Consider the following 26,656-nt stretch of genomic DNA (forward strand, 5'->3'; position numbering starts at 1 on the left):
CCTCGCTATAGATAGCGAGGTATTTTTTTAGCTAATGGTATGTAATATCACTATTAACAGTACACTATGCCAATTACAGTAATTAAATGCTCAACTCAGAGCTATGTATGCGCACAAAGTACAAACGAAATTGGTGAAAACATAGTTATCTACGTTGAGATAGTTTTGTGAAGTAATTTTTGCGCATACAAGCTCCCGAAGGGCAAGGCTACAGGTTTCCATTACTGCGTTGCACGTTCTTGAATTATCCCGACAAAAGCACTAAGTACGTTGAACCTAAAAACATCAGTTGAACGCTGAGTATACGAGTAACTGCTTGAGCAATATGATGATTTTATCATCATGGCTTTCACCCAATGAGTGAAGTGCTCTACGCTCACAAGCTTGCTAAAATGACTGCTATCTGCGTTGTAACATTTGCAAGTAGAATAACTACTTGCTGCAAGCTACGCCTTACTATCAGCCATTTTTTCTACGCTTAAGAACGCAGTCAACTGATGTTTCTAGATTGAACGCCAGTTTTGTATGGCGGCCGTAGGGAATATAGTACTTCGAACATGCGCCTTGTACTTAAAACCTTTATCTCTTGCTGAGTGAGAGATTAATTACTGTAATTGGTATTACTGGCTTAACAACCCACGGCTGCGAAGTAATGGCTCAATGCCAGCTTCTTTACCACGGAACTGCTTATACAGTTTCATTGGATCGTCACTACCACCTTGTGATAATACGTTATTCATAAACGCATCAGCAGTCGTTTTATCGAAGATACCGTTTTCTTTAAAGGCTTCAAAGGCATCAGCACCTAAAATGTCAGACCAAATGTAGCTGTAATAACCTGCACTATATCCACCTGAGAAAATGTGTGAAAAATAAGTGCTGCGGTAACGCGGTGCTATCTCGTTGATTAACCCCATGCGCTTTAAAGAAGCGGCTTCAAATTTAGCGGCATCTTTAGGCGTGGTATCAGTAATGGTGTGCCAATCTAGATCAAGTAAAGTTGCCGCCATGTACTCAACAGTTGCAAAGCCTTGGTTGAATTTGCTTGCCGCTTGAATTTTATTCACAAGCTCTTGTGGAATTACTTCACCAGTTTTGTAGTGTTTAGCAAATGTGGCTAACACTTCTGGTTGCGTCATCCAGTTTTCCATAACTTGTGATGGAAATTCTACATAGTCGCGTGGTACAGAGGTACCAGACTGTGAACGATAATGAACGTTAGAAAGCATACCGTGCAGTGCATGCCCAAATTCATGGAATAGAGTGCTGGCTTCGTCGAATGTCAATAATGCAGGTTCACCAGCAGCAGGGTGAGGGTAGTTAAGTACGTTAACGATGATTGGCTTAGAGTCAACGCCATTCATGTTGTACTGTTGGCGGTATGCATTCATCCATGCACCACCACGCTTACTATCACGGACGAAATAGTCACCTAAGAACACAGCCATTAAATCACCGTTGCGATCATAAACTTCCCATGTACGTACTTCTTCATTGTACTTAGGTAAGTCTGTGCGCTCTTTTACGGTAATACCGTATAAACGGTTTGCTGTGTAGAACACGCCTTTTAAGGTGTTTTCTAGTGAGAAATAAGGACGAGTTTGTTGCTCGTTAAAGCTGTATTTAGCGACACGGATTTTATCGGTGTAATAAGCCCAATCCCAAGCTTCAATTTTGAAGTTACCGCCGTTTTTATCGACCATAGCTTGCATGTCAGCTTCTTCAGCTTTTGCTTGAGCTAGCGCAGCAGGCCAAATACGGTTTAGAAGTTTATAAACATTTTCAGGGCTCTTAGCTGTACGTTCTTCTAATACAAAAGCAGCATGATTTTTATAGCCCATGAGTTGGGCGCGATCAGCACGTAGAGCTGCAATTTCAGCCAACACTTTCTTATTGTCATTGGCGTTGTCTTGATTCGCGCGTTCTACATAACCTTTGTAGAGCTTTTCACGAAGTTCGCGATTGTCGGCGTAAGTCAAAAATGGCGTGATGGATGGACGTGCAGTAGTAAATACCCATTTTCCTTCATGACCACGCTTTTTAGCCACAGCGGCAGCACTTGCGATTACATCGTCTGGCAAACCAGCAAGTTGAGCTTTGTCATCTACAACGAGTTCGAAAGCATTAGTTTCAGCCAGTACATTGTCACCGAATTGAAGATTAAGCTTGCCGATCTTTGCATTCAAATCACGAAGCTTTTGCTTGTCTTGCTCGTTTAGATTTGCACCACCGCGAGTGAAGGACTTGTAAGTCGAATCGAGCAAACGAGCTTGAGAGGTGCTTAAATTCAACGAATCACGTTGCTTGTATACAGCTTTCACTTTTTGAAATAGCTTATCATTCAGTGAAATATCGTCACCAAGTGCTGAAAGCATAGGTGATACTTCTTTGCTGATTTCTTGCAGTTGGGGCGTTGTATCTGCGCCTGTAAGGTTATAGAAAACAGAAGCGACTTTTGTCACTAAGTCACCAGAAAACTCCATGGCTTCGATGGTGTTTTCAAAAGTAGGCTTTTCTGGATTATCAATGATGGCTTGAACTTCAGCTTTTTGCTGAGCAACACCGGCTTTAAATGCTGGTAAATAATGCTCTTCTTTAATTTTAGAAAAATCAGGGATGCCGAAGAAAGTATCGTATGGTTTGAAAAATGGATTATTCGCATTCTTGGCAATGATATTTTGAGCTACAACGGCGTTGTTGACTTCCACAGAACCTGAAGTGTTGCTTGTGCTATTACAGGCCGTTAGCGATATCGCTAAGGTAATGGCTGCAGCGAGAGGCTTGAGTGCCGATCCTTTCATAATTATTTCCTCAGAGAGTTGTAGAGCTGATTAGTCCAAGTAGGTACAGCTCAATATTTATGGTGTGTTTATTTACCACGGTAGAAAGCGCAGTGCTATCAGTTTTTGAATATTGTTTGTAACAAATGATTGTGTGGTTGTGTTTTAGCCAATCACCCATTCTTGTGTTTTAAAATTGTTAATAAACAGATGTTAAATGTTACAGTTGAATTTTTGGAGGATTAGAAATGGTAAAAGTGGTTGTTGTAAGGAACTGTCTCAAAATAACTTACCGATTTGTTACTGCTTAAAATTGTCAATATCAAGGCACGAAGAATGAAGTTTAGTATTCTAAATAAAAAATGAGTAACGCAGAGAGTGGCAATTTTAAGCGTAACCCTTTGGGCTGTGTTTATTTTTGGCTTCTACTGTGTTGTCGAAAGCTTATGTAGAGTAACTACACCACACTTTCTTCGCCTTGTATAAGCTCAAAAATAAACGACAGCAAAACAGGGAAGTTATTTGGGGACAGTTCCTAAACAGTTTGGGGCAATTACCCATCTCGTCAACAATGCAGGCAGTTTAATGAAGCAATCAAGACTAATTGATATTAGCGCAGAACGCATAAGAAAGGTCATTAATACTAACGTAATAGGTAGCTTCATTTGTTGTCGTGAAGCCATTAAACATATGCCATTTGGCGGTTCTATCGTTAATGTGGGCTCTGCGGCGTCACGCTTAGGTGCTCCAAACGAGTATATTGATTATGCCGCTTCAAAAGGTGCGATTGACTCCCTCACTACGGGCTTATCGTTGGAACTAGCAGCACAAAATATACGAGTAAACTGTGTTCGACCTGGTTGTATATACCCGTGATACTTGAAGATGCAATTTTCAGGGCATTTTCAACGGTTCATTTTTCAAGGCGTGAAAGCGCTGGACTAGCGGGCTAATTCAAGCTTTCACAACGTAGAAGAATAAGCGTTGAAATGCCCACGTAGTGCGAGTTTAATTGCCATTTATCCTGCGTTGCTTATCCTTACAATAGAATAACTATTACCTCGAATAAGCGCCTTGTCTAAACGGCAATTAACTCTCGCTGAAATCATGCATCTTCAGGTAACACGGGTATTGATACATAAATACATGCTGATGGTGGAGAACCTGAACGAGTGAAACGGCTAGCGTCTCAAATACCGCTACAACGCGGAGGTACAACTGAAGAAGTGGCGCAAGCTATCTGTTGGTTGCTGTCAGATTACGCCTCTTATGTAACAGGCGGTTTTATAGATTTAGCTGGTGGGAAATAAAAATAAAAGGAACAATCAATGTTTGAAGCTTGGTTCACTCTAATTGTTACAACTGGAGCGTTATTCGGCTCACCAGGACCAGCCCCATTAGCGTTAGCGGCTGTGGGTGCTACATCTGGTTTTCGAAAAGGGGTTCCTTTTCTTTTTGGCATATTAACTGGGCTAGTTGTTGCTATTTTAGGTACTTTGTTTGGGCTGGCCGCATTGTTTTCTGCAGTGCCAGAGGCCAAGCTAATTTGCCAAATTGTAGCTTCTCTTTATATGGTCTATGTGGCTTACAAAATTGCTTCTGCCAATTTTGTCGCAGGTAATATAGACGAAAAAATCCCTGACTTTAAAGATGGGTTCGTTTTAAATCTTTTTAATCCTAAGGCTTATGCTGCTTTCTTAGCCATTTTTTCACAATTCCTATTGCCAGTGGAGTCAATTGAACTTAGTTATGCGCTCACTGCAATAAGTTGTTTTTTGATTGCATTAATAGTAGACATCTTATGGTTAGCGGCAGGTGGAATGCTAAAGCCAGTATTTAACAAACCTAAACAGGCTCGAATGATCCGTTTAATTTTTGCTGCTGTGATGTTGATTGCCGTAGGTTGGGCACTATTTTGATATTAATTGAATGAGGAGTAATAGTGTTTGTTTTTTTCTTTAAAAAAGGGGCTATTTATGTCAAGTAACCCCTTTTGCTTTGGGAGGTACGTATTAGGAAAGTTGCGGAAAAAGTATACCGATGAGTTCTCGTCACTCCAAATAAGAAAACGATAACGCAGCACCTTTTATTTAGAAAGTGCGACCAATTTACGCTCTCTCTTTTTTCGATGCTTTTGAGCATTCACTGTTCTGTGTTGTGACCAGCTCACTTAGATGGCTAAGTATCACTGCTCACGCCTTGAACAGATAAATGCTCAAATAGCACAAAATTTAATCCTGAAAGATCAACAGCCCCTAATCAGGGTTAACGCATGGATGTTTTTCGAGCAAAAACCGTGGACTTTATAATCCGTCATTCCCGTGAAAATGGTAATCCAGAGACTTTGGGTATTCCAATATAAGGCACTAGATTCTCACTTTCGTGAGAATGACGAAATTACCACATGGAGTTGTGCATAAACCATTCACTCGTGCGAATGCTCTGAAATATTTACACTAATTTAGCTTGTTGGTGATAAACAAAGTTTTAACGATAAATTAAATTATATTAACTGGTGGCATACAACCTATAGATTGTAACTATAGTTATAAATGAGTTTCCTTATATTGGGCACTTGTTTATCTTGAATTTTCTATATGGAGATATTTATGGCTACGCCAACACCAAAAGGAGAAAAAATACTTTGGGCGTTTGCTCAAAATTTTAATCCAGAAGAAGGGGCTGATTCGGAAAAAGACCTCTCAGTTTCTGGGTATAGCCTTATAAATAATACATATAAAATAATCTATAAAGATGGCCGAATAGGAGTGCAAAGAGTTAAGTTTGCGTCTTTTTTAGGGAAGTCTGAAATTACATACCTTGATTCTCCCCAAGAAAGCTCTCCTTCGACACGAAGTTGGATTGTTCGTTCCTTGGTCGTCTCTGACAAAGGAATTGCTGCTAAATTTGTTTCATCAACGTTAAATCATACGAGCAAAAGAGCATTAGTTGAAACTTATAAACAGATTGGCGAAATAAGTCATGAACGACAGCGAGAAGTGTTAAGTGGATTAGGTTTCATTAAAAGGAAAGAGCTTATCACTGAGCTGGGTGTGAATGAATGTGCCGAGATGTTGCATGAATTATCGTTAAACACTAATCCACATGCTGCAAAAGTAATTTCCATCAACAATCAAAAGGTTAAAGAACTTTATCATTTTTTGGTTCAATCGGATCCTGAAAAAGCTATCCAAGTCTTTGAAAAGCTATCTGACTGGGACGTTGAGGTTCAGTTACTGGAAAAGTTATCTAAAGATGAAAAATCCTATGTGTTAGAGCATCTAAGTCCTGAGACAATTGCACAAATATTACCTAAACAGGAAGAAAGCCAGCTCGATATTTTTTTGCAATCAAGTATGCCATGCACTACAAAGTCTCCAATGGATTCTGATGAGTTAAATGAAGACGTAGTAGACGATGACAAATTAGACGATAATTGGGATTGGCAAATAATAGATGCTGATAATGAAGAGGATATTAGTGACAAGCCACATGTAGATCATAATGAGGTCGCTCTACAGGATATGGTTTCAACTAGTAATCCAAAAACTTCTCATTCAAAGCCAGCTGTAAGTGGTCAGCCTCTGAAAGTACAAGTAGAAACCCCTGAGAAACCAGAAGTATCAATACAAAGAGCTAATTCTATTCTTAGAGCGTGTTCAGTAAAAATAGCAGCAAAATTACTGCTAGATTTAAGCGATTCTGATAAAAAGCTCGCTTTCAATTTATTAACTCAATCGGCTAGAAAAACTGAAATTTTTCAAGCTATGGTTTCTCAAGCTGCCAATGTTGGCGAACCATCAATATCTTCTGTTAGTGTTCTTTTTTGCCAACTTGAGGCTACAGATAAAGAGCATGCGAAACAGCTCCTTCGTCGAGTTGAACATGAACAAGATTATGGAGTGCTATTTAAAGAAGTTAGAGCAGACAAAGCCGCTGAAATTTTATTTGGTGAATCCCCTGAACTAGTTTCAGAAATAATTAAACACGTATATCCAAAAAATGTAGAGTTAGTTTTAGAAGTTTCAGGTTTAAACCCTAGAACAGGCTTGGCCAAAGAAGGCAACAAAAATAATGAGTGTTTAAATAAATTTAAAGCGGTTTTTGTTTTACTACCTGAACACCTTCAAATTCAATTATTATCTTTATTGCCTGAAGAACAAACGATAATTGTTGCGGCTGATATAGAAGCAAAGCTTATTATTAGTTTATTACTGAAAGTAGATCCAAAAATAGCGGCAGCAATTATTAATCAAGACGCTTTCAAAACAAAATCATTGGCTGATTTTATTTCTGAAAATAATTCTGAAGCAAGAATGTCTGATGTTTTGCAATTGGTAAAAATATCCAAATTGCATGAGGCGTTAATACGTGTCTCATCTGAAATAGCAAAGGTCTGTATTTCTCAACTAAAGGGTGAGCAATATATAGAAGTATTAAAACAGGATTTAAAAACTCAAGAATGTTTTTTGGCTAAAAAATTTCCTTCACTTTTTAGACGAGAATTAGGCCAATTTTCTGTATTGGAGCAAGCAACATTAGTTAATGCATATTTCAGTGTTGATGACTTAAGACAAGATGCAAGATTAATTTATGGTCTTGTAATTTCAGCAAAAGAAGTTTCTCACCAAGCTGTGTTTTTACTGGCTATGAACCCTGATTGTTTCTGTGAAGCTGTTGTAGAGTCAAAATTATCGCCTGAAGCCATTACATGTATTATTAAGAAAGTTGAAGAAGGTGAATTTGAAAGTAGTAATTTGGCAAAAAAAATAAACTTATTGCCGCTGGATAACCGCATTAAATTTTTTATGGTTCCAACGACTAAAGCTCAAGTTAAAAATTACCTCTCTCAAATGGAACCTAAAGCTGCAGCTGAAGTAATGTTTGAGTTGCTACAAGCTGATAGAGAAACTTGGGCCACAGAATTTATGAACTATGAGGTGGAAGTTCTGTATCCAAGGCTTGGAGCGGGTGTGATAATTAGTTCGGCTATTAAATATTGCCTAATGAAAAGGGATGTCGAGTTTCAATTAAACACTTTGATTTATTTTGGAAAAAAATGTCCAGCTATAGGGATTTCAGTATGGGGTAAATTGCATAATGCCCCTGAAGGATTTTCTGAGCGTTTAATAAGAAAGCCTGCATTTGAGATTGCGCCGCTTATTGCTGCAGGGATAGATAAAAAAGTTGAAGGGATTGCTAATATTTGTTCTCAATTATCAACTGAAGAACTACAAGAATTATTGGGTAACCTTAATAAATTAAATAAAGTTGACCAAGCCGCCAAATTAACATTTGCGATAAGCCAATTGAAAGATGGCAAACAAAAAATTGTAGATTTACCGACAGCTCTAATCGTATCAATGCTTAAGGCAATTGTGCCAGAAGAAAACAAAAATCATTTTTTAACTTTCTTAAGCCGTGAAAATTCTGAAAAATTACTTAACTGTTGGGCTGCCATTCCTACAAGAGAATTAGCTGAATTTGTTAAAAACTGTGATGAGCAAAACCTGTCATTCATTTGCCAAGCATTGCCAGAAGGTGAGCTTATAGAAACCATTAAAGCGATATTAAAAAGTAATGTTGAAAAATGCTATCAAGCTATCAATGTGGTTAACCCTGTGGTAATTGTTTCTGTTTTTAATCAATTATCGCGTCAAGAACAATTGAGAGCCCTACCTAAGATTATCGCTCAACAGATAGAACAATCGACTTATCTTTTACAAACATTAGATGATGACAAATTGTTGTCATTACTCAATGATTTAGAAAAAGAATATATAGAACTTGTTGTGCTTTATATGATCAACAATACCCCAATAAAGTTGAAAAATCTTTCGCATAACCCGAGTAGTTACCCAATCATTCAAAGTGTGTCAGATCAAATTTTTGTAAGTGAGTTAGCAGTATTTGATGTACCTGTTGTAAAAAAAATATTGAACTCGATGTTAAATCGAGACTTAGTAAGGATTACTAAAAGCTGCGCTGAACATGATGGCGTAGTTATTTTGCAAAATTCGAATGACTGGGTTCGCAAAGAAATACTCGAAGATTTAGTTAACAATGAAGAACGAGTCACTCTGTCTCATTTACTCAAAACGATTTCTCAAGATGAACTAGCCGCGTTATTTATGCTTTATCCTGAGTTTAATAATTTGAATATGACAGGGAGTATATGCGAGTGTGCGCCGAGTGAACTGATTATTCCGGCATTAAATCAAGCGGATCAACAAGCATACCTTAGCTTTAGTTCATTATCAGCTTGTGACGTTCTTCAAATGAAAATGGCGTATGAAAAGTCGGTTGAAGAATTAGGTAACAACGAAACAATATATGACGCCAGTCATTTGATCCAAGAATTTAATGTGCTTTTATTGGAGCAAACCAAATTCACTCAAGAATTCATAGAGTGCATTCCAGCAACAATTAAATGGCAATTACTCGCTGACAACTGTGACGAAGAATGGTGTAAGGAATATTTGCTTACGGCCTCTGAAGAGTCGATAATGAACATTCATTCGAAGCTAATAGGCGATGGAAAACATCACAAAGCTGAGCAAATAATGGAAGAGTGGGTATTTATCCATAGAGAGGTAACTCAAATTGGAGAAGCCTTTATACAAGAGCCTGAGGTTACCTCTGTTTTCGATCAAATTTCTCAGCACTTATTATCCAGTGATCTAGCAAGCGCTTCTACATTATTTATTTCACAATCGTTTGACAGTCAGGTAGTTGTGCTCAATCAACTCGAAGCAGCAGATTGCGGTAGTATTCTGCTACAAATGGATTTTGAAGAAGCAAAAATGCTACTCATCGAGTTAGCTAAAATTTCGAATAGTACACAGCAAGATTATATTAAGATAAATCAAATTCTAAATGTATTGGAGAATCAAGAGCTAATCTTAGCTGTATGGAAGCAAAATATGGCTTTAATTAGTTATATTGACCCCTTTACAAATGTTGATACAGGTCCTGTTATTAATAAGCTTTTTGCCTTCGATGAAGGAAGCTCAGGAGAGGAAGAATTTGGTGGTTTTGACGATGATGATCCTGCTCTTCAGCAGGCTATTGCTGCTTCGACTGCAACGGCAAATGGGATTCTTCAATACGCACCTGTAGAAGTACCGGAAGGTTTTGAGTTTTATGCAATATCTGATAATGGCGATTGCTTTTTTAGAGCAAAGTTAGCGATTGAAAGACGTGATCGAGCTTGGTTAAAAGATAAAACTAAAATGGACGTTCATCGGATATTAAGCACTTCAAAAGATATAAAAAAAGTCACCGAAGCCGTTGAGTCGAGCCTTAAAAACGCCGTTGAGGTGCTTCAAATAGATTTAAATTTCTTGCTTAGAATTGCAGGAGAAAAGGGGTTTGAGCGAAGTGTAAAAGGAGCCGCTGAATTAATTTGTAAAAAGTGCATAAGACATGATGAGTTTCAAATCTATTCAAACCAAGGGTTAGAGCAGGCTATTGAAGGTTCTGAACTTCAAGTAGAAGAGCAAGAGAGTAAACAAACTTTATTTTATTATTTACCCGATATGATCGGGAATATAATGGTAGAAAAATTTAACATTGCTTCACATCAAGTAGATGATGTAACCCCTTATATATGTAAATTATCTGCAGGCCATATTGATTTAATTGCACCGATAGGCTTTTTTGACAGAACATGAAAATAATTTTGATTGCTTAACAAACTAACCTGTTAAGCAATCAAAGCTTTTCACGTTAAGAACGAGTGCGAGGTTTATTGCCAGAAGTTGAAGACAGTCTCGGTTTTTTATTGTCGCTTCTTACTCTTGGCGTCGAATTTGAGTGTCGCGACTTGTTACTTTTAGTATTAGAATTTTCTTTCTTGTTTGATTTATTGTCTTGTTGGGTTCGAGCACTTGAATCTTCTTGTTGTTTCTTTGGTTTTTTAGCTTTTTTAGCTTTAGGCTGAGTTAAAATAGTTTCTGGTAATGTATGGACAGGTTCATAACCATTAATAGGCTCACGGCTGATCAATTTTTGGATCAAATTTTCGATATCTTTTAATTGCTTCGATTCTTCAGAAGAAACCAAAGATACCGCCTGTCCGGTTGCACCAGCACGACCAGTACGACCAATACGGTGAACATAATCTTCCGCGACAGTCGGTAAGTCGAAGTTAACTACTTGAGGGAGCTGGTCGATATCTAAGCCTCGCGCAGCGATGTCTGTTGCAACCAGCACTTTAACAGCACCACTTTTAAATTCAGCTAATGCTTTAGTACGTGCACCTTGGCTTTTATTACCATGGATAGCGGCGGCTTGAATACCCGATTGAATCAGGTTTTTGGTAATTCGGTTTGCACCATGTTTAGTGCGACTGAATACCAAAACCTGTTTCCAGTTGTTTGATTTAAATAACTTTATCAACACCTTGGTTTTTTGGCTTTTATCAACAATATGCAGCCATTGTTTTACGGCTTTTACTGTTGAATTTGGCGGAGTTACCGACACTTCAATTGGGTTGTGAACAATCGTTTTAGCTAATTTTCGAATGTCGTCTGAAAATGTTGCCGAGAACATTAAATTTTGTCTTTGCTTAGGAATAATCGCCAAAATTTTACGAATATCGTGAATGAAACCCATATCTAACATGCGATCAGCTTCATCTAGCACCAGCACTTCGAGTTGTTTAAATTTAATGGCGTTTTGATGATATAAATCGAGCAAACGACCCGGTGTTGCCACTAAAATATCAACCCCACGGCGTAGTTTTATCATCTGAGGATTGATTTTTACGCCACCAAACACAACGGTAGAACGCAAGGGTAGGTGCTTACTGTAAGTTTCAACATTTTCATGAACCTGCGCCGCTAGCTCACGAGTTGGCGTTAAAATAAGTGCTCTGACTTCATTTTGGCCAACTTTCTGTCCACCGCTCAATAATTCTAGTAAAGGCAAAGTGAATCCAGCTGTTTTCCCCGTTCCTGTTTGCGCAGCAGCCATGACGTCTTTACCTGAAAGCACCGCAGGAATGGCTTGTTCTTGGATCGGAGAAGGAGTTTTATATCCTTTATTGGCGACAGCTTTAAGAATAGGTTCTGATAAACCAAGAGAAGTAAAACTCATAAAAAATGGACTCACAGTTAGCCGCTTACGCTTGAAAAAAGCTGGGGTCTAGATGAAGGTGCGCTAGCTTACCCTAACTGTGCGTAGAGTGCCATGAATACTCGTTTGTTGCTTCAACCTAAATAAATCGGTTGAATGCACAATTTAACTTTAATTTATTGAAGTTAAATAAAAAATTAAACAACCCGAATTCACCCATCAGGTGAGTGCTGAACATTCATATGCTTGCCAAAATCACGGCTAGCTATGTTATAAATTTTGCAAGTAGAAACGAAGTAACGACTAGGGCAAACGGGTCAAAAATAAGCAATCAAATTTGATCGTTTGCCAAACTATAGCGATCGTGGTTTATAATAGTCTTTGCTTGTTAATTTCTATGAAAACTACGACAATCAGCGACTTTTTTGATGGCCTACCCGACCCTCGTATGTCACGAACTTTACATCATCCTCTGATTAACATTATAACCATTACTCTATGTGCGGTTATCTGTGGCTGCGATAATTTCAATGCTATTGAAGAATATGGGAAATCGAAGAAAAAATGGTTCGAAACTTTTTTAGATATGCCTCATGGCGTCCCAAGCCATGATACCTTTAACGATGTTCTCAACCGCTTATGCCCTAAGGCTTTTCATGCCACTTTTATAGCGTGGGCGCAACACCTTTGTACAATTGACGAAGATATCATTCCTCTTGATGGCAAGACACTGAGAAGAACTCTGGATAAAGTGAATGAAGTTCCAGCAATACATATCGTTAATGCTTGGTCAGTAAAAAATAATCTTTGCTTAGGGCAAATGAAAGTTGACGGTAAAAGCAACGAGATAACAGCCATTCCTAAGTTGTTAGAGCTCCTCGATATTAAAGGGGCAACCATTACCACTGATGCAATGGGTTGCCAGTTTAAAATTGCAGATAAAATCATTGAAAAAAAAGCTAATTATATTTTCGCCCTTAAAGGTAGCCAAGGTGAGTTCTTTGAAGATATCAAATTATTTTTAGATACAGAACTCGAGTCTAGATTTAAAAAAATTCACTACGATATGTTTGAGGAAGTCGATAAAGATCACGGTCGAATTGAACAAAGAAAAGTTTGGGTCACGTCTGACGTAGAGTGGCTCAGAAAACGCCATAGTAGATGGTCAAGCTTAAACAGCATTGTAGTCGTAGAATCTACTAGGGAACAAAAAGGGATAGAGAAGACCATGGAAAGACGCTATTACATCAGTAGTCATTTGAAACCTAAAGCTGAGTTTATCTCAAATGCAATACGTTCTCATTGGTTTGTTGAAAATAAGCTCCACTGGCAACTGGATGTAAGCTTTGATGAAGATTCATGTCGGTTAAGAAGCAATGGCACTAACTTAAGAATTACTTCTGATATACCTTAAGCCTACGTGCTTGTTTTCTTGAATGTTGTAACCTTGGTGTCGGTTTCGGTCGCCTTTTCTTTGCTCTCGGTTCTTTTCTCCCCGGGCGATTGCCAACGATATGCTCGCCGATAATATCTGCTATCACATCCAATAAAGTGTCAATGATCCCTTCGGTGGCTTGCAAAAGTAATATCTGAAAATCTTGTAATGCGTCATGTGCGGCTTTAAAACTTGCCTCTCTAGGCGATATTCCTTTTTTTTTCTGCCGCTCGGCACATAAGTGCCCTTATCATGTTGTAAACTAACAAATGAACATCAATTTCCTTACGCACCATATCTGGACTACCACACCTTAAAATATCCATTTTCATCATGGTCTTGATTGACCTAAAATCCAACTCGATATGCCATCGTGAAACGTATAAATCAATAATATCTTGCTTCGGATAGACTTCTTTATCCGTGAGCGTGGTAACAATGATACGTTTCTTTGTTCCTACCATTCTGACGATAAGCTTTTCTGGCACTTGAGCGTAATCCTCTGGGGTCATCCATTCTGGACAGGATGGACGAATTAGCTTAAATAAACCATCTCGCTTACCCAGCTTTTCTTCACAGGTTCTGAAATCGACATTTCTGGCTCCGTTTTTTTCGAAAACAGCATCAACGCCTAACCCCATTAGTCCTACAAGAACAAAGTAGTTTTCGAAATTAGCATCTCCCAGCACAATGTCACCTTGTTTCAAGTCTGACTGCATACTTCTTAATAGTGCCTGCTCGCCAGTACCTTTCCCTTTACAAGGTGAAACAGCCGAGTCAATGACTGCACCGCTACCCAAAGAAATTAACACTAAAATCCGCAGCTGAGGAAAGCCCAGCCCTTCTTTTTGTGATTTAGGTTGAGGGAATTGGGCTTGGTTCTCGTGCGTATCAGGCATAGATAGTGTTGAGCCGTCAGTTAATAGCACTCTACGGCCATGCCATAAGTATTTCCCTTGAATCGCTTCATCTAAGTTTTTTCCTGATTTCTTCAATAGCGATTTAATTGACTCTGGAGATAACCGTTTTCTTGCTTTGCAGTAGGGACCTGTAATTGTGCTGTTTTTCTCTCGACCTATAGCAATTTGATCTCTAGCGTCACTGATTAGTGTGCAACGACAAGACTTGTTTTCACTGGCAACTTGCTTCATGAAAAGCGAAAGTGTGTGGCAAGCGGGATACTTGCGTACTCTTTGAGTATTATCTTTTTGAAAATCTTCTAAATCTTGCAGAGTGAGAATTGAAGAAAGTTCATCTTCTTCCGTTTGAGCAAAGCGACGTAACAATTCTGGGGCATCATTGAAGAATTGGCGAGTTGTAGTATTCATGGCGTGACACTAGAAAAACCTTAATCTGTATGATTTACTCTCTATTGTTCAATTAGTAAACCTTCAGCTAAATCTTAAGTTAGTGCCATTGGGTTAAGAAGTGGAAACGCAGCAGAGAACATGGCTATCATGAATAAAACAGCACTCAACATGCTGAAAAATGAGAAAACAGCAAAAGTAGGAATAAAAAGCAAACGTTTAAAAGCGGGCTGGGATGAAGAATATTTGATGAAGGTATTAACTGTGGGCAAACTGGCTGTCTAATTTAGACCCGTTTGCCCTAAAGTAACGACAGTTTTGTATGTCGGTAACCACTACTTGCTGCTATTCATGCCTTGCTATCAGTAATTTTTTCTGCGTATATAAACGCTCCCAACCGATCTATTTAGGTTCAAAGAGTGCAAAAATGTTAATCCACTAACTCAATCTCTAGGCTTTCTAATAAATTAATGGCTTCATAACGAGAGAATTTAGCTTGAGTAAGTTTATTTTCAAAAATATCTATTTGAAAATTTATCGATTCGGTAAAATCAACACACTGTAGGTTAGTTCTCATGAATAAACTATGGTGGAAATCGCAATAGATCATTGTTGAATTTGAGAAGTCACCTTCACGAAAATCTACATCGTTTAATTTACATTCTTCGAATATCAAACTGTGCATGCTTAATTCAAAAAAAGATGAATCATTAAGAATGCATTTTTTAAATGATATTTCTGGCTCTAAGTTGAATCTCGACCAATCTGCATAAGTCCAATCAATACCTAGCAATTTACATTCAAGAAAATTGATTTGATAAAAGTGACTATGAGTGAGTTTCACTAAGCTCAAGTTACAGCGATTAAACGTGCAATCGTTGAACTTGCAGTTTTGGAACTTAGCTTCAGTGAAATCACAATCAATGAATTCGCAATTTTCAAATTCTATTCCTATAAACACAGAGCTAGAATCTGATTGTTGATGAAAGGTTTGCTCAAAATATTGTTGATTGTTCTCTATCTCAGTCATAGGTTTGTTTTGTTAAATGGGCGTAAGTAACTAATTACTTTACGCCATTGTGTTATTACGTCAATTTGTTAATGAATAGTTTATAGAGCGAGTTACTCTTCGACTAAGGTAATGCACTTAAATAACTCAGCGTTGCCAGCAAGTGTTTGGGCAAGCTTAGGGAGTAAAGAGGACATTTTGCTTTTGATTGTCCACGGTGGATTGATGACAAACATACCTGAAGACGTCATGCCGCGTCCGCTTGAGTCCGAAGCTATGCCTAATTCAAATTGTTGAATATTCTTTATGCCGCTATTTTTTAGCTTTCTCTCCATCATATTGATGGTATTTCGCTCAACAACAGGATACCAAATGGCATAAACGCCAGTGCTAAATTTTCCATAAGCTTTTATGACACTTTCGATAACCAGTTCATACTCAGCTTTTACTTCATATGACGGGTCGATGAGTATCAGCGCTCGGCGACTTTTAGTAGGAACTATGCTATTCATTCCTTTTAAACCATCTTCTTGGGCAATTTTAACTTTTCGGTTCTGACCGATGTTACTCGTCAAATGTTTAAAATCCTGTGGGTGAAGTTCATACAACCAAGCGCGATCGTGAGTACGCAAAAAGTGTTTTGCTATCGCCGGTGAACCTGGATAAAACTCTAAACGCTTAGATCCGTTATAAGCTTGAATAGCCTCAAAGTAACTGCTGATTTCCGGAAAGTTATTTGAATCTAATTTAGCGATACCATTGTTGTATTCTTGTAGTTTTTGCATGTCATCAGATTTTATGCTGAATAGCCCAGCCCCTGAGTGAGTGTCGATATATTCAAATGGTTTATCTTTTTTCAATAAATGTTCCAGTATTTCAACTTGAACTATGTGCTTAATTACGTCGGCAAAATTACCGGCGTGAAAAGAATGTCTGTAGCTGAGCAAAGTAGTGTCTCTGTAATTAAAAACCACATAATGTGGGATGAGGTGCGAGTTATGATCTGGCGGCTGACGGTATCAGTCAACTAGTTTATTGTTATTTTTTAGCAAAGCATGATGGAAATTGTGACCGCCATAAAAAATATCAATTAATACTAAGTGAATAATATTTAATTACTCATTAAAAAATAATGTCTTAGACTTATTTTATGGTGTTTTCTATGTGTTTTCATAGAGAAGAATGTTAATTAAAATGATGTAATCCCACTGGGGAGGATTTATGGCTGTATCTGGATCAAATGATAGAGTATTAATTGAAGGTTATGAATTTAACCAAGAAGAATTAGAAAGGATTGTCACTGCGGATAAACCGAGAGAAACGAGTTTTGGCAGTAAAATTGGAGATTTGTTGAACGGCGGGAAAAAACAAAAAGCTATTAATGCGATTGTAGGGAAATTTAGCATAATAAGTACAAAAGATGATGCCCTAGTACAAATGGTAAAAAGGTTTGATGTAGTACGGAAATTAGCCTCTGCAGAACATCAAAAATTATTCGTGATTTATGAGAAGCCATCTTCAAAGGATGACAGCAAAATAAATATCTGGCTGAGTATTCAAAATTATGATTTAAAATTAAGAGATGGATCCTCTCTAGGACAATTGACAGCATCTTCCGAAGACCATTCGAAAGTAGTTTCACATGAAAACTTAAATGATGTTCTTCAACCTTTATGTGATGCGAGTTTACTTCGAGCAGCTACTATATTTGATATAGAACAGGGCCTTAATAATGACGACTCTGAGGTAGAATTCGTTGGGACAGCATTAGAAGTCAATGAGGAAATTCAACAAGCTCACTTTAAAAAGTTACTCGTGTGCTGTGAAAAGGTTTATAAATTAGATGCTGCCTCAAGTGCTGGGTTTGCTGTTGAAATCTCAAAAACAAGCGAAGTCTCGCCACATTACAAGGTTGATTGTAAGCGTGATGGTAAAAGCATATATTCCGTTTCGGATATCACAGAATCGCAGTGCAATGCTCTAGCCTTTACTGTGGCAAAAATTAATGCACGTAGCAAAACAACACAGCAAAACCTTGACGATTTAGTAACATTGCAACAAGGGGTGTTTGGGTTAGATGCTTCTGCTTGCTCAGGATTGAAAATTGATTTAACGGCTTCTGATGATAGCCCCGCAAAATATGGAGTGGTTTGTAAAATGAAGGGGCAAGAAGTATTTTCCGCCCAAGAAATTACTAAAGAAGAGTATCAACAACTTGCTGTTTCTGTCGCCGTTATAGAGGCGAAAGAAATTGTCGAAAAAATGCATAGAGAGTACAAGAAGGAAGAATATTTCACAAAAACGATAACTTATATGACGGAAGATGGCTCTGATTCTCGTGCTTTACTGCTTAATGACCGTGATGAATCGTTTAACAGTGCTAAGTTTGTCAGCTGTGAACAGGGTGATGAGGTAGCGGGCGCAAGGCATTACACACTCACTTTTCAAGCTCAGCACAATTCGGTTAAAACTACTTTTGATATCAAGTACCCCTTCCCGTTATCACTGCATAAGGCTGAGAGTAATGTTCCTGGTCAAAGATTCATGATTACTCCTGGACAAATTTATCGTGGTCATACAAAAGCAAGACAATCTCTGCAGTTGAAGGAATTGTTTAAATCAGACCAAGCCAACAAATACACGAATATTAGGGATGTTTTAGATCCATATTTTTATTCATCTCAAGATATTGTGTTATTTGAGGCTGTTAAGCCAATATTAATGAAGCTTGACGAAAGAACTGGTGGTAAAGGTGAATGCTTCCACAATATGGAAACAATGAAAGTGCTTCATGAAGTCAAAGTAGGGGATACGAGTGTGGCAGAGCTCGCTCAAGAGCCAACGGTTATTGAAAAATTAGAGAAAAAGAGCAATTAACAGAAGCTGAAAGTTAAATCCTTAAGTTGCTAGATTACAAGGTTTTTTAATATTTAGTTTTTCATATCAATGCTTCCAAAATAGGGAGCATTTTTTTACAAGTCTCCTAAAATTGAACATACATAATAGTTGTATCATTAGTGTCTTATAGATCCCCACTATCGTAGGAATTACGAAACTACCACATGGAGTTGTGCATATAACACTCACTCGTGCGATTGCTCTGCTTTCCCGTTAGTTAATAATAAATAAGTAGATATTAGAATTATTCTCTCTAATGACATTCTACTATTTATTAAACAAAGTGTTAGTTATATTTCCAACCACATTTGAAAAGACGGTTAGCAGCTTGAATATCAGAAATAAGATAATATTTGAGTCAGTTCGATTTTAGTCGGTGATAGGAAATAAAATATGGCTGCACAAAACACAGCTAAAGCAAATGTAAACGGGTTTTATTTTCAAGCAGACAATCTAGCAAAAATCATCACGGCAAATTCAGAAACTGAAGCAAAGCAAATGGGCATTTTCAGGTCGATTAGAGATTTGCTTTTGCAAAAAAGAGTGGAACAAAAAACGATTGATAAGATAGTTAGTGAGCTTAGAGAAAATGATCCTTCAAGTACGACAATCATGCAAAGGATTAAGCGGTTTCAAGATTTAAAGAGTATGACGACAATCAATGACCAAAGTCTGTTCTCGATTACTACTACTCCAGCACTAGATGCTTCTAGAATTGTTGTGGTATTAAGGATTGACCATTATGAAGTTGCTAGAGGTGAAATAGATAAAAATTCAGCGAGCCATGACGTCGTTACAGAGTACCAGAGTTCGGGAGATCTTGCCGATACCTTGCTTCAAAATACACAAGCTGATTGTTGTCAATATATTGAAAAAGTGTTGACTTGTTGCCAACAGATTCAAGGTAAAGGAGTGAAAGAAAGTAAAAAACTCATTGTAGCGATAACTCAAAAGAGTGAAACACCAAAGCAATATTCTGTGATGTGTGAATATGAAGAAAAAGAGCTTTATCATGCTCATGATTTATCTGAACAAGAGGCTAGTCAATTTATTAGATTAGAAGCGGCTTTGAAGGCAGAGCACAGTATCGCAAGTAAGCAAGAGGAGTATTTAGATGAAGAATACTTTTTAAATGCAATTAAGTACATGACCGAAGAAGGATCGCCGACAAGAACGGCATTAATGGACGAGTCTGATGGCTCATTTAATAGTACAAAATTTGTCAGTTGTAGCCCATGTCCGGATAAAGATGGTTTTTATGAGATACAGTTTAAATCTCATTTTGATGGCAAGGCTGTGCTTTATGAAATTAAGTACCCATTTCCACTACCATTTCATGTTGATAAAAGTAATGAAGTGGGCTCAAAAGCAAGCAAAGTAGGTGCAGGTTGTATCGGAAGAGGGCATTCCAATGTCGCACGACTGAGTGAGTTAAAGAGTCTATTAAGTAATGCTAAGCCCTACGTTTCAATAAGAGAATTTTTAGTTCAATTTAAAGGAACGTATCGTGATACTGCATTATTTGAAACAGTAAAACCTGCTCTAATGGATCTCGATAAGAAAACCGGTGGAAAAGGGCAATGTTTTATGGATGTTGTAACTATGAGAATGTTGCATGGTATAAAGATACAACAAACATCAGTTGCAGAGCTTTCACAGGAAACTTCAATGCTGCCTAAATTAACTGGAGAACCACCTAAAGTAAGACCAGACAATAAAATGTAAAGCGGGCGGTGATATAACTATTTACATAATTCTACTGCCAACTTGATCAAGTTTCAGCTATTATTCCAAGTCGCTTTTTACATAATAATACCAATTACAGTAATTAAATGCTCAACTCAGAGCTATGTATGCGCACAAAGTACAAACGAAATTGGTGAAAACATAGTTATCTACGTTGAGATAATTTTGTGAAGTATTCTTTATAAACCAAAGTGTGCGCATACAAGCTCCCGAAGGGCAAGGCTAAAGGTTTCCATTACTGCGTTGCACGTTCTCTTGAATTATCCCGACAAAAGCACGAAGTGCGTTGAACGTCAGCTTTGTATGGCGGCCGTAGGGAATATAGTACTTCGAACATGCGCCTTGTACTGAAAACCTTTATCTCTTGCTGAGTGAGAGATTAATTACTGTAATTGGTATAATAAGTACTTCGTCACAGATGGAGCTTTAATAAAAAAGGAATAACCGTGCGCTTATCACGATATCTCATAGTATTGATGACCTTAAATTTGGTCACTGTTCATGCCAACGCCTCAATAATTGAACAAACTAAAGGTAATTTTCAAGACAAGTTTCGCCAATTAGAAGAACACCTTCCTACACCCAATGATTATCGTAATGCTGCGGGCGAGCCTGGTAAAGATTATTGGCAACAACAAGTTGATTATAAAATTGATGTACGGCTTGATGAAAAAAAACGTCGTTTATCGGGTAGCGAAATCATCACCTATCATAATAATTCTCCTTACACGTTAAAATACTTATGGTTTCAGCTAGAACAAAACCGATTTAAGACTGACTCAGCCGCAGAAAGAACGAGTGTATTCAAGGGGATAAATAATAATGTTGATGCCCATAACACCCACGAAGCAAAAGCGTTTGCAAAAATTGGGTTAAAGCAATTACGTCGTCAACAATTCATGACCGATAATGAACTAGGCTATGTATTATCGAGTGTGACAGATAAAAAAGGTAAGCCACTCAAATACACCATTGTCGGCGCACAAATGCGAGTTGACTTACCTATGCCATTAAAACCAAATCACAGTACAAAGCTGAATATAGAGTACGGATATAACATTCTAGAAGAAGACGCTGTTGGTGCTCGCTCAGGTTATGAACATTTCCCTGATGATGTTCGAGAAGGTGGCAATGATATTTACTTGTTAGCCCAGTGGTTTCCTCGAGTCGCCTCTTATTCTGACTACGAAGCTTGGCATAACAAAGAGTTTTTAGGCAGCGGTGAGTTTACCTTAGAGTTTGGTAATTATGATGTCAAAATGACGGTTCCAAGCGATCATATTGTTACAGCAACGGGCACATTACAAAATCCAAATAAAGTATTAACAGGCGAACAACAAAAACGTTTAAAGAAAGCTGAAACGGCTAAAAAACCGTTATTTATTGTGACTCCGGAAGAAGCACTTAATAATGAATCAAGCGTAATCAATGACGAAAAAACATGGCATTTTAAAGCCGAAAATGTTCGTGATTTTGCATGGGCTTCTTCACGTAAGTTTATTTGGGATGCACAAGGCTATCAGCAGGGAGGAGACATTAACCCTCACGTTATGGCCATGTCATTTTACCCGAAAGAAGGCGGTGAGTTATGGGAGAAATACTCGACGGCTTCTGCTATCCACACTATGGAAGTCTATTCACGATTTACCTTCGATTACCCATACCCAACAGCCATTAGTGTCAATGGGCCAGTTGGCGGTATGGAATATCCAATGATAAGTTTTAACGGACCAAGAACGATTTGGCATGATGATGGTTCACGTACGTACACATTGTCTGAAAAGCAGTTTCTTATCGGTGTTGTGATCCACGAAGTAGGGCATAACTATTTTCCAATGATTGTGAATTCAGACGAACGCCAGTGGGGCTGGATGGATGAAGGATTAAACAGCTTCCTTGATGGTATTTCCACGCGAGAATGGGACTCAAGTTTAGATTGGGGCCGTGAACCAGAAGATATCATCGATTATATGAAGTCGAATGTTCAAGTTCCTATTATGACTCAAGCTGACAGTGTGTTGAGATTAGGCCCTAACGCTTACATCAAACCAGCTGTGGCTCTAAATATATTGCGTGAAGTTGTACTTGGACGTGAGCTTTTTGACTTTGCTTTTCGTGAATATAGCCAACGTTGGATGAATAAGCGCCCAACACCGAGCGATTTTTTCCGTACGATGGAAGAAGCGTCAGGTGTTGACTTAGATTGGTTTTTTAAAGGTTGGTTTTACACCACAGATCATGTCGATATCTCCTTAGACAGCATTTATAAATTGCGTTTAGACACAAGCGATCCAGATATCGATTACGAACGTCGCCGTCAGTCATATCAAGATAAACCTATGCCATTAGCCGTTAAGCATAACCAGCGTGATGAGTATCAAGAATGGGTTAAAATGAACAGTGACATTCGTGATTATCATGACGAGAATGATCGTTTTAGTGTCACTAATAAAGAACGTAATAAGTACCAAAGCAAGCTGGCGGGGCTTGAACCTTGGGAGAGGAAAGTATTAGACAGAGCGCTTGAAGAAGACAAGAACTATTACGTTTTTGATTTCTCTAACTTAGGCGGACTAGTGATGCCTATTTTACTTGAGTTGACATTTGAAAATGGCGAAACAGAGTCATTAATGATCCCAGCAGAAATTTGGCGCCGCTCACCTAAACAGGTTAATAAACTGATTGTTACAGATAAAGACAAAGTGCTTGTATCTGCGGTTATTGACCGAGGACGTGAAACCGCTGATGTTGATATTGAAAACAACTATTACCCAAGGCAAATAATTCAATCACGCATTGAAGCCTTTAAATCTAAAAAACGCAAAGGTAATAAGCATCGCGATATCATGCATGATAATAAACAAGAACTGAAAACCCCTGACGTTAAGGTGAAAAAGAAGTAATGCGTTTATTATTGTTAATGTTTGTTTTGCTTTTTGCTGGTAAGCCTTTGGCTCATCAGCAAAAAGAAGCCTATACCAACATCAAATTCAACCAGAGAACTGACATGTTGGAAATTCAGCACCGCTTTTATTTACATGATGCGGAGCATGCGGCGCAGCGAGTTATTGATAAAAGTGCTGATCTTATTAGTGATCCTGTGAGCCGAGAGGCGTTCGCCTATTATGCAACGTCAACATTCTCATTGAAAAATGAGAGCGAGATGACATTAGCTCTTGAGTATGTGGGAACTGAGTTACAAGGTAAATACCTGTGGGTTTATCAAGAAACGCCCATAACTAAAGATATGAACCGTTTTTATATTAAAATGACAACCTTGCAAGAGATTTGGTCTGATCAAGTAAATCACATCAATATTGAACGGAATAAAAAAGTTAATTCAGTAAGGCTACATTTTGAAGATAAGTGGCAACAAGTTTTACTAAGGGATCTAGCGATTTAGAAAGTACCAATCTTTGTCATACCACTGACATTGCGCACACGGAATAGTTATGTGGTCAAGGCTGAATAAGAAATCACTTTTTATCTATGTTTTACTTAAAACTAACCGATATGAACATTTTCACAACGCAAAAGTGAGTAAGTATTCATTAATTTTGGTTTTTTAATGGATGTGCTCAATGTCAGATACCAGCGAAGGCAGGTATCCAGTGACTTTTATAGATAAACCTAAAAACGTCAGTTGAACGCTGAGTATATGAGTAACTGTTTTAGCAATAAGATGATTTTATCATCATGGCTTTCACCCAATGAGTGAAGTGCTCTACGCTCACAAGCTTGCTAAAATGACTGCTATCTGCGTTGTAACTTTTGCAAGTAGAATAAACTACTTGCTGCAAGCTACGCCTTACTATCAGCCATTTTTTCTACGCTTGAGAACGCAGTCAACTGATGTTTCTAGGGAGCGCCACGAAGCGCTTTATTCTGTTGCGGGATTTGTCTCAACGTATACGCAGCCAAGCGATTACATGGCCATAAACCAGAGACAGCAACGTTATTATTTATAATAAGTCCATCAGGTTGAAACGTACCTGACGGGATAATTACCAGTTCATCCCGAAATCTGACGGGCATGCATAATGGGTAACCGCTATGACATGAAGCCCTGTGACAAAGGCCTTGAATAAAGGTTGAGATGCAATGTAGGCCGCAGCATCAAGCGAATTCAGTTAAGCGTCGTAAATCAAAAAAATGAAGATGGGGAGTCTTTCCTAGTTGACGAACCCTGACACAAACAGAGAAGCAACTGGTAAATGCATCTGTTTGATCTTCCGGCGTAATATGAAGTGGCATGTATTGAAGGAAATAAAGTGAACGTGGGAGAGCCTGAGTGTTGGAAGGTAGTGACTTCCACTATCCGAATATAAGGTAAACCGAAATTTCAGATAGGGCGCTCAGGCAGTCGGATGAGCCCATAGTACCGTTAACCGTGAAGACAACATAACTTCACATCAGGGAAGGGGCTCAGTGTTACACCCGTTTTTTAACGTAACTTTTGAGGTGAAATTGCCATATGGCTAACACTCCAGTAAATATCAGAATATTACAGCGAAAACTTTACTTACGCTCAAAGTTTAACTCGGAGCTACGATTTTACAGCTTGTACGATAAACTCAGTCGCCTAGATATACTCGAAGAAGCCTATCGACGATGCAAAGCCAATAAAGGCGGAGCAGGAATTGATGGCATCACATTCAGTTATCTAGAGCAGCAAAAGAAAGTCGTTGCGCTGTTAAAAGAAATTCAAACTCAATTACAACAGAAAAACTATCGACCTAGCCCAGTCAAACGAGTAGAAATACTCAAAGACAACGGCAAAACGCGGAAACTTGGGATCCCGATAATCAGTGACAGAATTGTGCAAATGGCGATGACAATAGTGATGCAACCCGTCTACGAACCTCATTTACATGAACACAGTTATGGTTATCGTCCATGTCGAAGCGCCCAGCAAGCGGTAAAAGTCATTGAAATGAGCCTAAAACAAGGCTATCAGCACGTACTTGATGCTGACTTGAGCGCCTATTTCGATACCATCCCGCACGCTAAGTTGATGGCAAAAGTAGAAAGGCGAATAAGCGACAGCAGCTTTCTGAGTTTGCTGAAAAGCTTTATCAAAGCGCCCATCAGCGTAGAGACGGTCAACAGAAAATGGCGAATAGAAGCAAGCCGATGTGGCACTCCGCAAGGCGGAGTTATCTCTCCACTACTGGCTAACATCTATCTCAACGATTTCTGTTTGAAAATACACGAAAAAACACCGTGTAAAATCGTTACCTATGCAGATGATTTTGTTGTACTTCATAAGCAAACCTACACACAAGAGCAACTGGACTGGATAACACAGCAATTAAGTGATGAAGGTCTGAAGCTAAATCAAAGTAAAACCCACTGTGTGGATATGGGAAAGCTGATGAATAAGTTTGATTTCCTCGGTTTTAACTTTCAACGGATCACAGGTATCATCAAAGGCACCAGTTACATTAAGATACAGGCGTCTAAGAAGAGCCAAACAAAGCTGAAAAATAAAATCAGAGACATAGTGAAACACCGAACCTCAAATACACTTGGCGTACTGATAAATAAGGTTAATCAAGTTCTGAGGGGATGGAAACACTATTTTGGTGGGATAGGTTATCCCAGAGGTGTATTTTTCAGAATAAATGGATTTGTAGTAAACCGGTTCTATCGCTGGCATCGTCGCTTAAGTCAACGTCGAAGCAAGTATCTATCACGAGGTGCTTACGAAAAATTACGCCAAGCTGGTCTTGAGTATTTACCCACGACAAGATGATAAGCAAAGTGAAGGGGCTGAGAGAAGTGTAACAACAGAGCCGTGTGAGGGAAAACCTCATGCACGGAATCGAAGAGGGGCTGCTGGATAAGCGATAGCGAAGCCAGTAGCCTACTCTACTTAAAATATCTCCGTGATAAAAGAGTGTTGATTTATTACGGAGATAATCCCCAAATAACCTATTTATACCAATTACAGTAATTAACTTCCCACTCAGCAAGAGCTAAAGGATTTCAGTACAAGGCGCAAGTTTGAAGTGCTATATGCCTTAACGGCCGCCATACAAAGCTGGCGTTCAACGCACTTCGTGCTTTTGTCGGGATAATTCAAAAACTTGTAACCTAGTAATGGAATCCTTTAGCCTTGCCCTTCGGGAGCTTGTATGTGTTCAAATTACTACGCAAAATTGTCTCAACGTAGCAATGTAATAACGACAGCTTTGTATGTCGGTAATAACTATGTCTTCATCAATTTCACTTGTACTTTGAACACATACATAGCTGTGAGCTGGGAATTTAATTACTGTAATTGGTATTACTTCCAATCTCTTCTTTCTAAACAAATATTAATCATTTTAAAGCTTAAAAGTGTGTATCTTTCAGTTTTAGCTATTCCTTTTTCATCGAGTAAATTATGAAAATAGGAATT

15 protein-coding genes and 2 pseudogenes are annotated in these 26,656 nt (G+C 38.4%); 11 read left to right on the forward strand and 6 right to left on the reverse strand.

Annotated elements, in window-relative coordinates:
- Window positions 1-620: 620 nt before the first annotated feature.
- Entirely contained in the window at window positions 621-2,801 is a 2,181-nt protein-coding gene (locus tag E2I05_RS07950; protein WP_121852911.1) for a M3 family metallopeptidase, read from the reverse strand.
- Window positions 2,802-3,308: 507 nt separating this feature from the next.
- Here E2I05_RS07950 and E2I05_RS07955 point away from each other — a divergent pair.
- The 4 genes and pseudogenes from E2I05_RS07955 to E2I05_RS07970 form a co-directional block, all read left to right on the forward strand.
- Window positions 3,309-3,650: pseudogene (locus E2I05_RS07955) on the forward strand (SDR family NAD(P)-dependent oxidoreductase); the annotation flags it as partial.
- 302 nt (window positions 3,651-3,952) lie between these two features.
- Entirely contained in the window at window positions 3,953-4,090 is a 138-nt protein-coding gene (locus E2I05_RS07960; RefSeq protein ID WP_376707895.1) for an SDR family oxidoreductase, read from the forward strand.
- 18 nt (window positions 4,091-4,108) lie between these two features.
- Window positions 4,109-4,699 (forward strand): LysE family translocator, encoded by a 591-nt coding sequence (locus tag E2I05_RS07965; protein WP_121852909.1) that lies wholly within the window; start codon window positions 4,109-4,111, stop codon window positions 4,697-4,699.
- A gap of 690 nt (window positions 4,700-5,389) precedes the next feature.
- A complete protein-coding gene (locus E2I05_RS07970) occupies window positions 5,390-10,453 on the forward strand; it encodes a magnesium transporter (RefSeq protein ID WP_121852908.1) in 5,064 nt (1,687 codons plus the stop codon).
- A gap of 55 nt (window positions 10,454-10,508) precedes the next feature.
- On the opposite strand, the gene E2I05_RS07975 is transcribed toward E2I05_RS07970, so the two are convergent.
- A complete protein-coding gene (locus E2I05_RS07975) occupies window positions 10,509-11,879 on the reverse strand; it encodes a DEAD/DEAH box helicase (RefSeq protein ID WP_121852907.1) in 1,371 nt (456 codons plus the stop codon).
- Window positions 11,880-12,255: 376 nt separating this feature from the next.
- Here E2I05_RS07975 and E2I05_RS07980 point away from each other — a divergent pair, with 376 nt between their 5' ends.
- Window positions 12,256-13,272, forward strand: coding sequence for an ISAs1 family transposase (locus tag E2I05_RS07980; protein ID WP_133309562.1), 1,017 nt, complete (start codon window positions 12,256-12,258; stop codon window positions 13,270-13,272).
- Here the strand turns inward: E2I05_RS07980 and E2I05_RS07985 are convergent.
- Entirely contained in the window at window positions 13,253-13,438 is a 186-nt protein-coding gene (locus E2I05_RS07985; RefSeq protein WP_133309406.1) for a hypothetical protein, read from the reverse strand. The two genes, E2I05_RS07980 and E2I05_RS07985, sit on opposite strands and share 20 nt — an antisense overlap.
- 55 nt (window positions 13,439-13,493) lie before the next feature.
- Window positions 13,494-14,621 (reverse strand): IS4 family transposase, encoded by a 1,128-nt coding sequence (locus tag E2I05_RS07990; RefSeq protein WP_133309563.1) that lies wholly within the window; start codon window positions 14,619-14,621, stop codon window positions 13,494-13,496.
- A gap of 93 nt (window positions 14,622-14,714) precedes the next feature.
- On the opposite strand from E2I05_RS07990, the pseudogene E2I05_RS21980 reads away from it, so the two are divergent.
- Window positions 14,715-14,885 (forward strand): annotated as a pseudogene (locus tag E2I05_RS21980) (transposase); the annotation flags it as partial.
- A 145-nt stretch (window positions 14,886-15,030) separates the two neighbouring features.
- Here E2I05_RS21980 and E2I05_RS07995 read toward each other — a convergent pair.
- Window positions 15,031-15,630 carry a pentapeptide repeat-containing protein gene (locus tag E2I05_RS07995; RefSeq protein ID WP_121854914.1) on the reverse strand — a complete coding sequence of 200 codons (600 nt, stop codon included), beginning with the start codon at window positions 15,628-15,630 and terminating at the stop codon, window positions 15,031-15,033.
- Between the two features lie 92 nt (window positions 15,631-15,722).
- Complete coding sequence (locus E2I05_RS08000; protein WP_121854915.1) at window positions 15,723-16,556, reverse strand: 23S rRNA (adenine(2030)-N(6))-methyltransferase RlmJ; 834 nt, start codon at window positions 16,554-16,556, stop codon at window positions 15,723-15,725.
- Window positions 16,557-16,830: 274 nt separating this feature from the next.
- On the opposite strand from E2I05_RS08000, the gene E2I05_RS08005 reads away from it, so the two are divergent.
- From E2I05_RS08005 to ltrA, 5 genes are all read left to right on the forward strand, one after another.
- The gene (locus E2I05_RS08005; protein ID WP_121854916.1) at window positions 16,831-18,486 is read left to right on the forward strand and encodes a hypothetical protein; all 1,656 of its coding nucleotides are present in this window, start codon (window positions 16,831-16,833) and stop codon (window positions 18,484-18,486) included.
- 414 nt (window positions 18,487-18,900) lie between these two features.
- Window positions 18,901-20,232, forward strand: coding sequence for a hypothetical protein (locus E2I05_RS08010; RefSeq protein ID WP_121854917.1), 1,332 nt, complete (start codon window positions 18,901-18,903; stop codon window positions 20,230-20,232).
- Between the two features lie 497 nt (window positions 20,233-20,729).
- Window positions 20,730-23,156, forward strand: coding sequence for a M1 family metallopeptidase (locus E2I05_RS08015; protein WP_121854919.1), 2,427 nt, complete (start codon window positions 20,730-20,732; stop codon window positions 23,154-23,156).
- On the forward strand, window positions 23,156-23,656 hold the full coding sequence (locus E2I05_RS08020; RefSeq protein WP_121854918.1) for a DUF6702 family protein: 501 nt from the start codon (window positions 23,156-23,158) through the stop codon (window positions 23,654-23,656). The genes E2I05_RS08015 and E2I05_RS08020 overlap by 1 nt, the downstream gene beginning before the upstream one ends.
- Window positions 23,657-24,727: 1,071 nt before the next feature.
- On the forward strand, window positions 24,728-26,008 hold the full coding sequence (gene ltrA, locus E2I05_RS08025) for a group II intron reverse transcriptase/maturase (RefSeq protein ID WP_133309564.1): 1,281 nt from the start codon (window positions 24,728-24,730) through the stop codon (window positions 26,006-26,008).
- The last annotated feature ends 648 nt before the right edge of the window (window positions 26,009-26,656 follow it).

It is taken from the genome of Parashewanella spongiae (assembly GCF_004358345.1).
Classification (GTDB): domain Bacteria; phylum Pseudomonadota; class Gammaproteobacteria; order Enterobacterales; family Shewanellaceae; genus Parashewanella; species Parashewanella spongiae.

Bases quoted from the DNA above. Each gene is read 5' to 3' on its own strand.
- E2I05_RS07975 (WP_121852907.1), bottom strand. From the start codon at position 11,879: ATGAGTTTTACTTCTCTTGGTTTATCAGAACCTATTCTTAAAGCTGTC.
- E2I05_RS07980 (WP_133309562.1), top strand. From the start codon at position 12,256: ATGAAAACTACGACAATCAGCGACTTTTTTGATGGCCTACCCGACCCT.
- E2I05_RS07995 (WP_121854914.1), bottom strand. From the start codon at position 15,630: ATGACTGAGATAGAGAACAATCAACAATATTTTGAGCAAACCTTTCAT.
- E2I05_RS07965 (WP_121852909.1), top strand. From the start codon at position 4,109: ATGTTTGAAGCTTGGTTCACTCTAATTGTTACAACTGGAGCGTTATTC.
- ltrA (WP_133309564.1), top strand. From the start codon at position 24,728: ATGGCTAACACTCCAGTAAATATCAGAATATTACAGCGAAAACTTTAC.
- E2I05_RS07950 (WP_121852911.1), bottom strand. From the start codon at position 2,801: ATGAAAGGATCGGCACTCAAGCCTCTCGCTGCAGCCATTACCTTAGCG.
- E2I05_RS07990 (WP_133309563.1), bottom strand. From the start codon at position 14,621: ATGAATACTACAACTCGCCAATTCTTCAATGATGCCCCAGAATTGTTA.
- E2I05_RS08015 (WP_121854919.1), top strand. From the start codon at position 20,730: ATGACCTTAAATTTGGTCACTGTTCATGCCAACGCCTCAATAATTGAA.
- E2I05_RS08005 (WP_121854916.1), top strand. From the start codon at position 16,831: ATGGCTGTATCTGGATCAAATGATAGAGTATTAATTGAAGGTTATGAA.
- E2I05_RS08020 (WP_121854918.1), top strand. From the start codon at position 23,156: ATGCGTTTATTATTGTTAATGTTTGTTTTGCTTTTTGCTGGTAAGCCT.
- E2I05_RS07970 (WP_121852908.1), top strand. From the start codon at position 5,390: ATGGCTACGCCAACACCAAAAGGAGAAAAAATACTTTGGGCGTTTGCT.
- E2I05_RS08010 (WP_121854917.1), top strand. From the start codon at position 18,901: ATGGCTGCACAAAACACAGCTAAAGCAAATGTAAACGGGTTTTATTTT.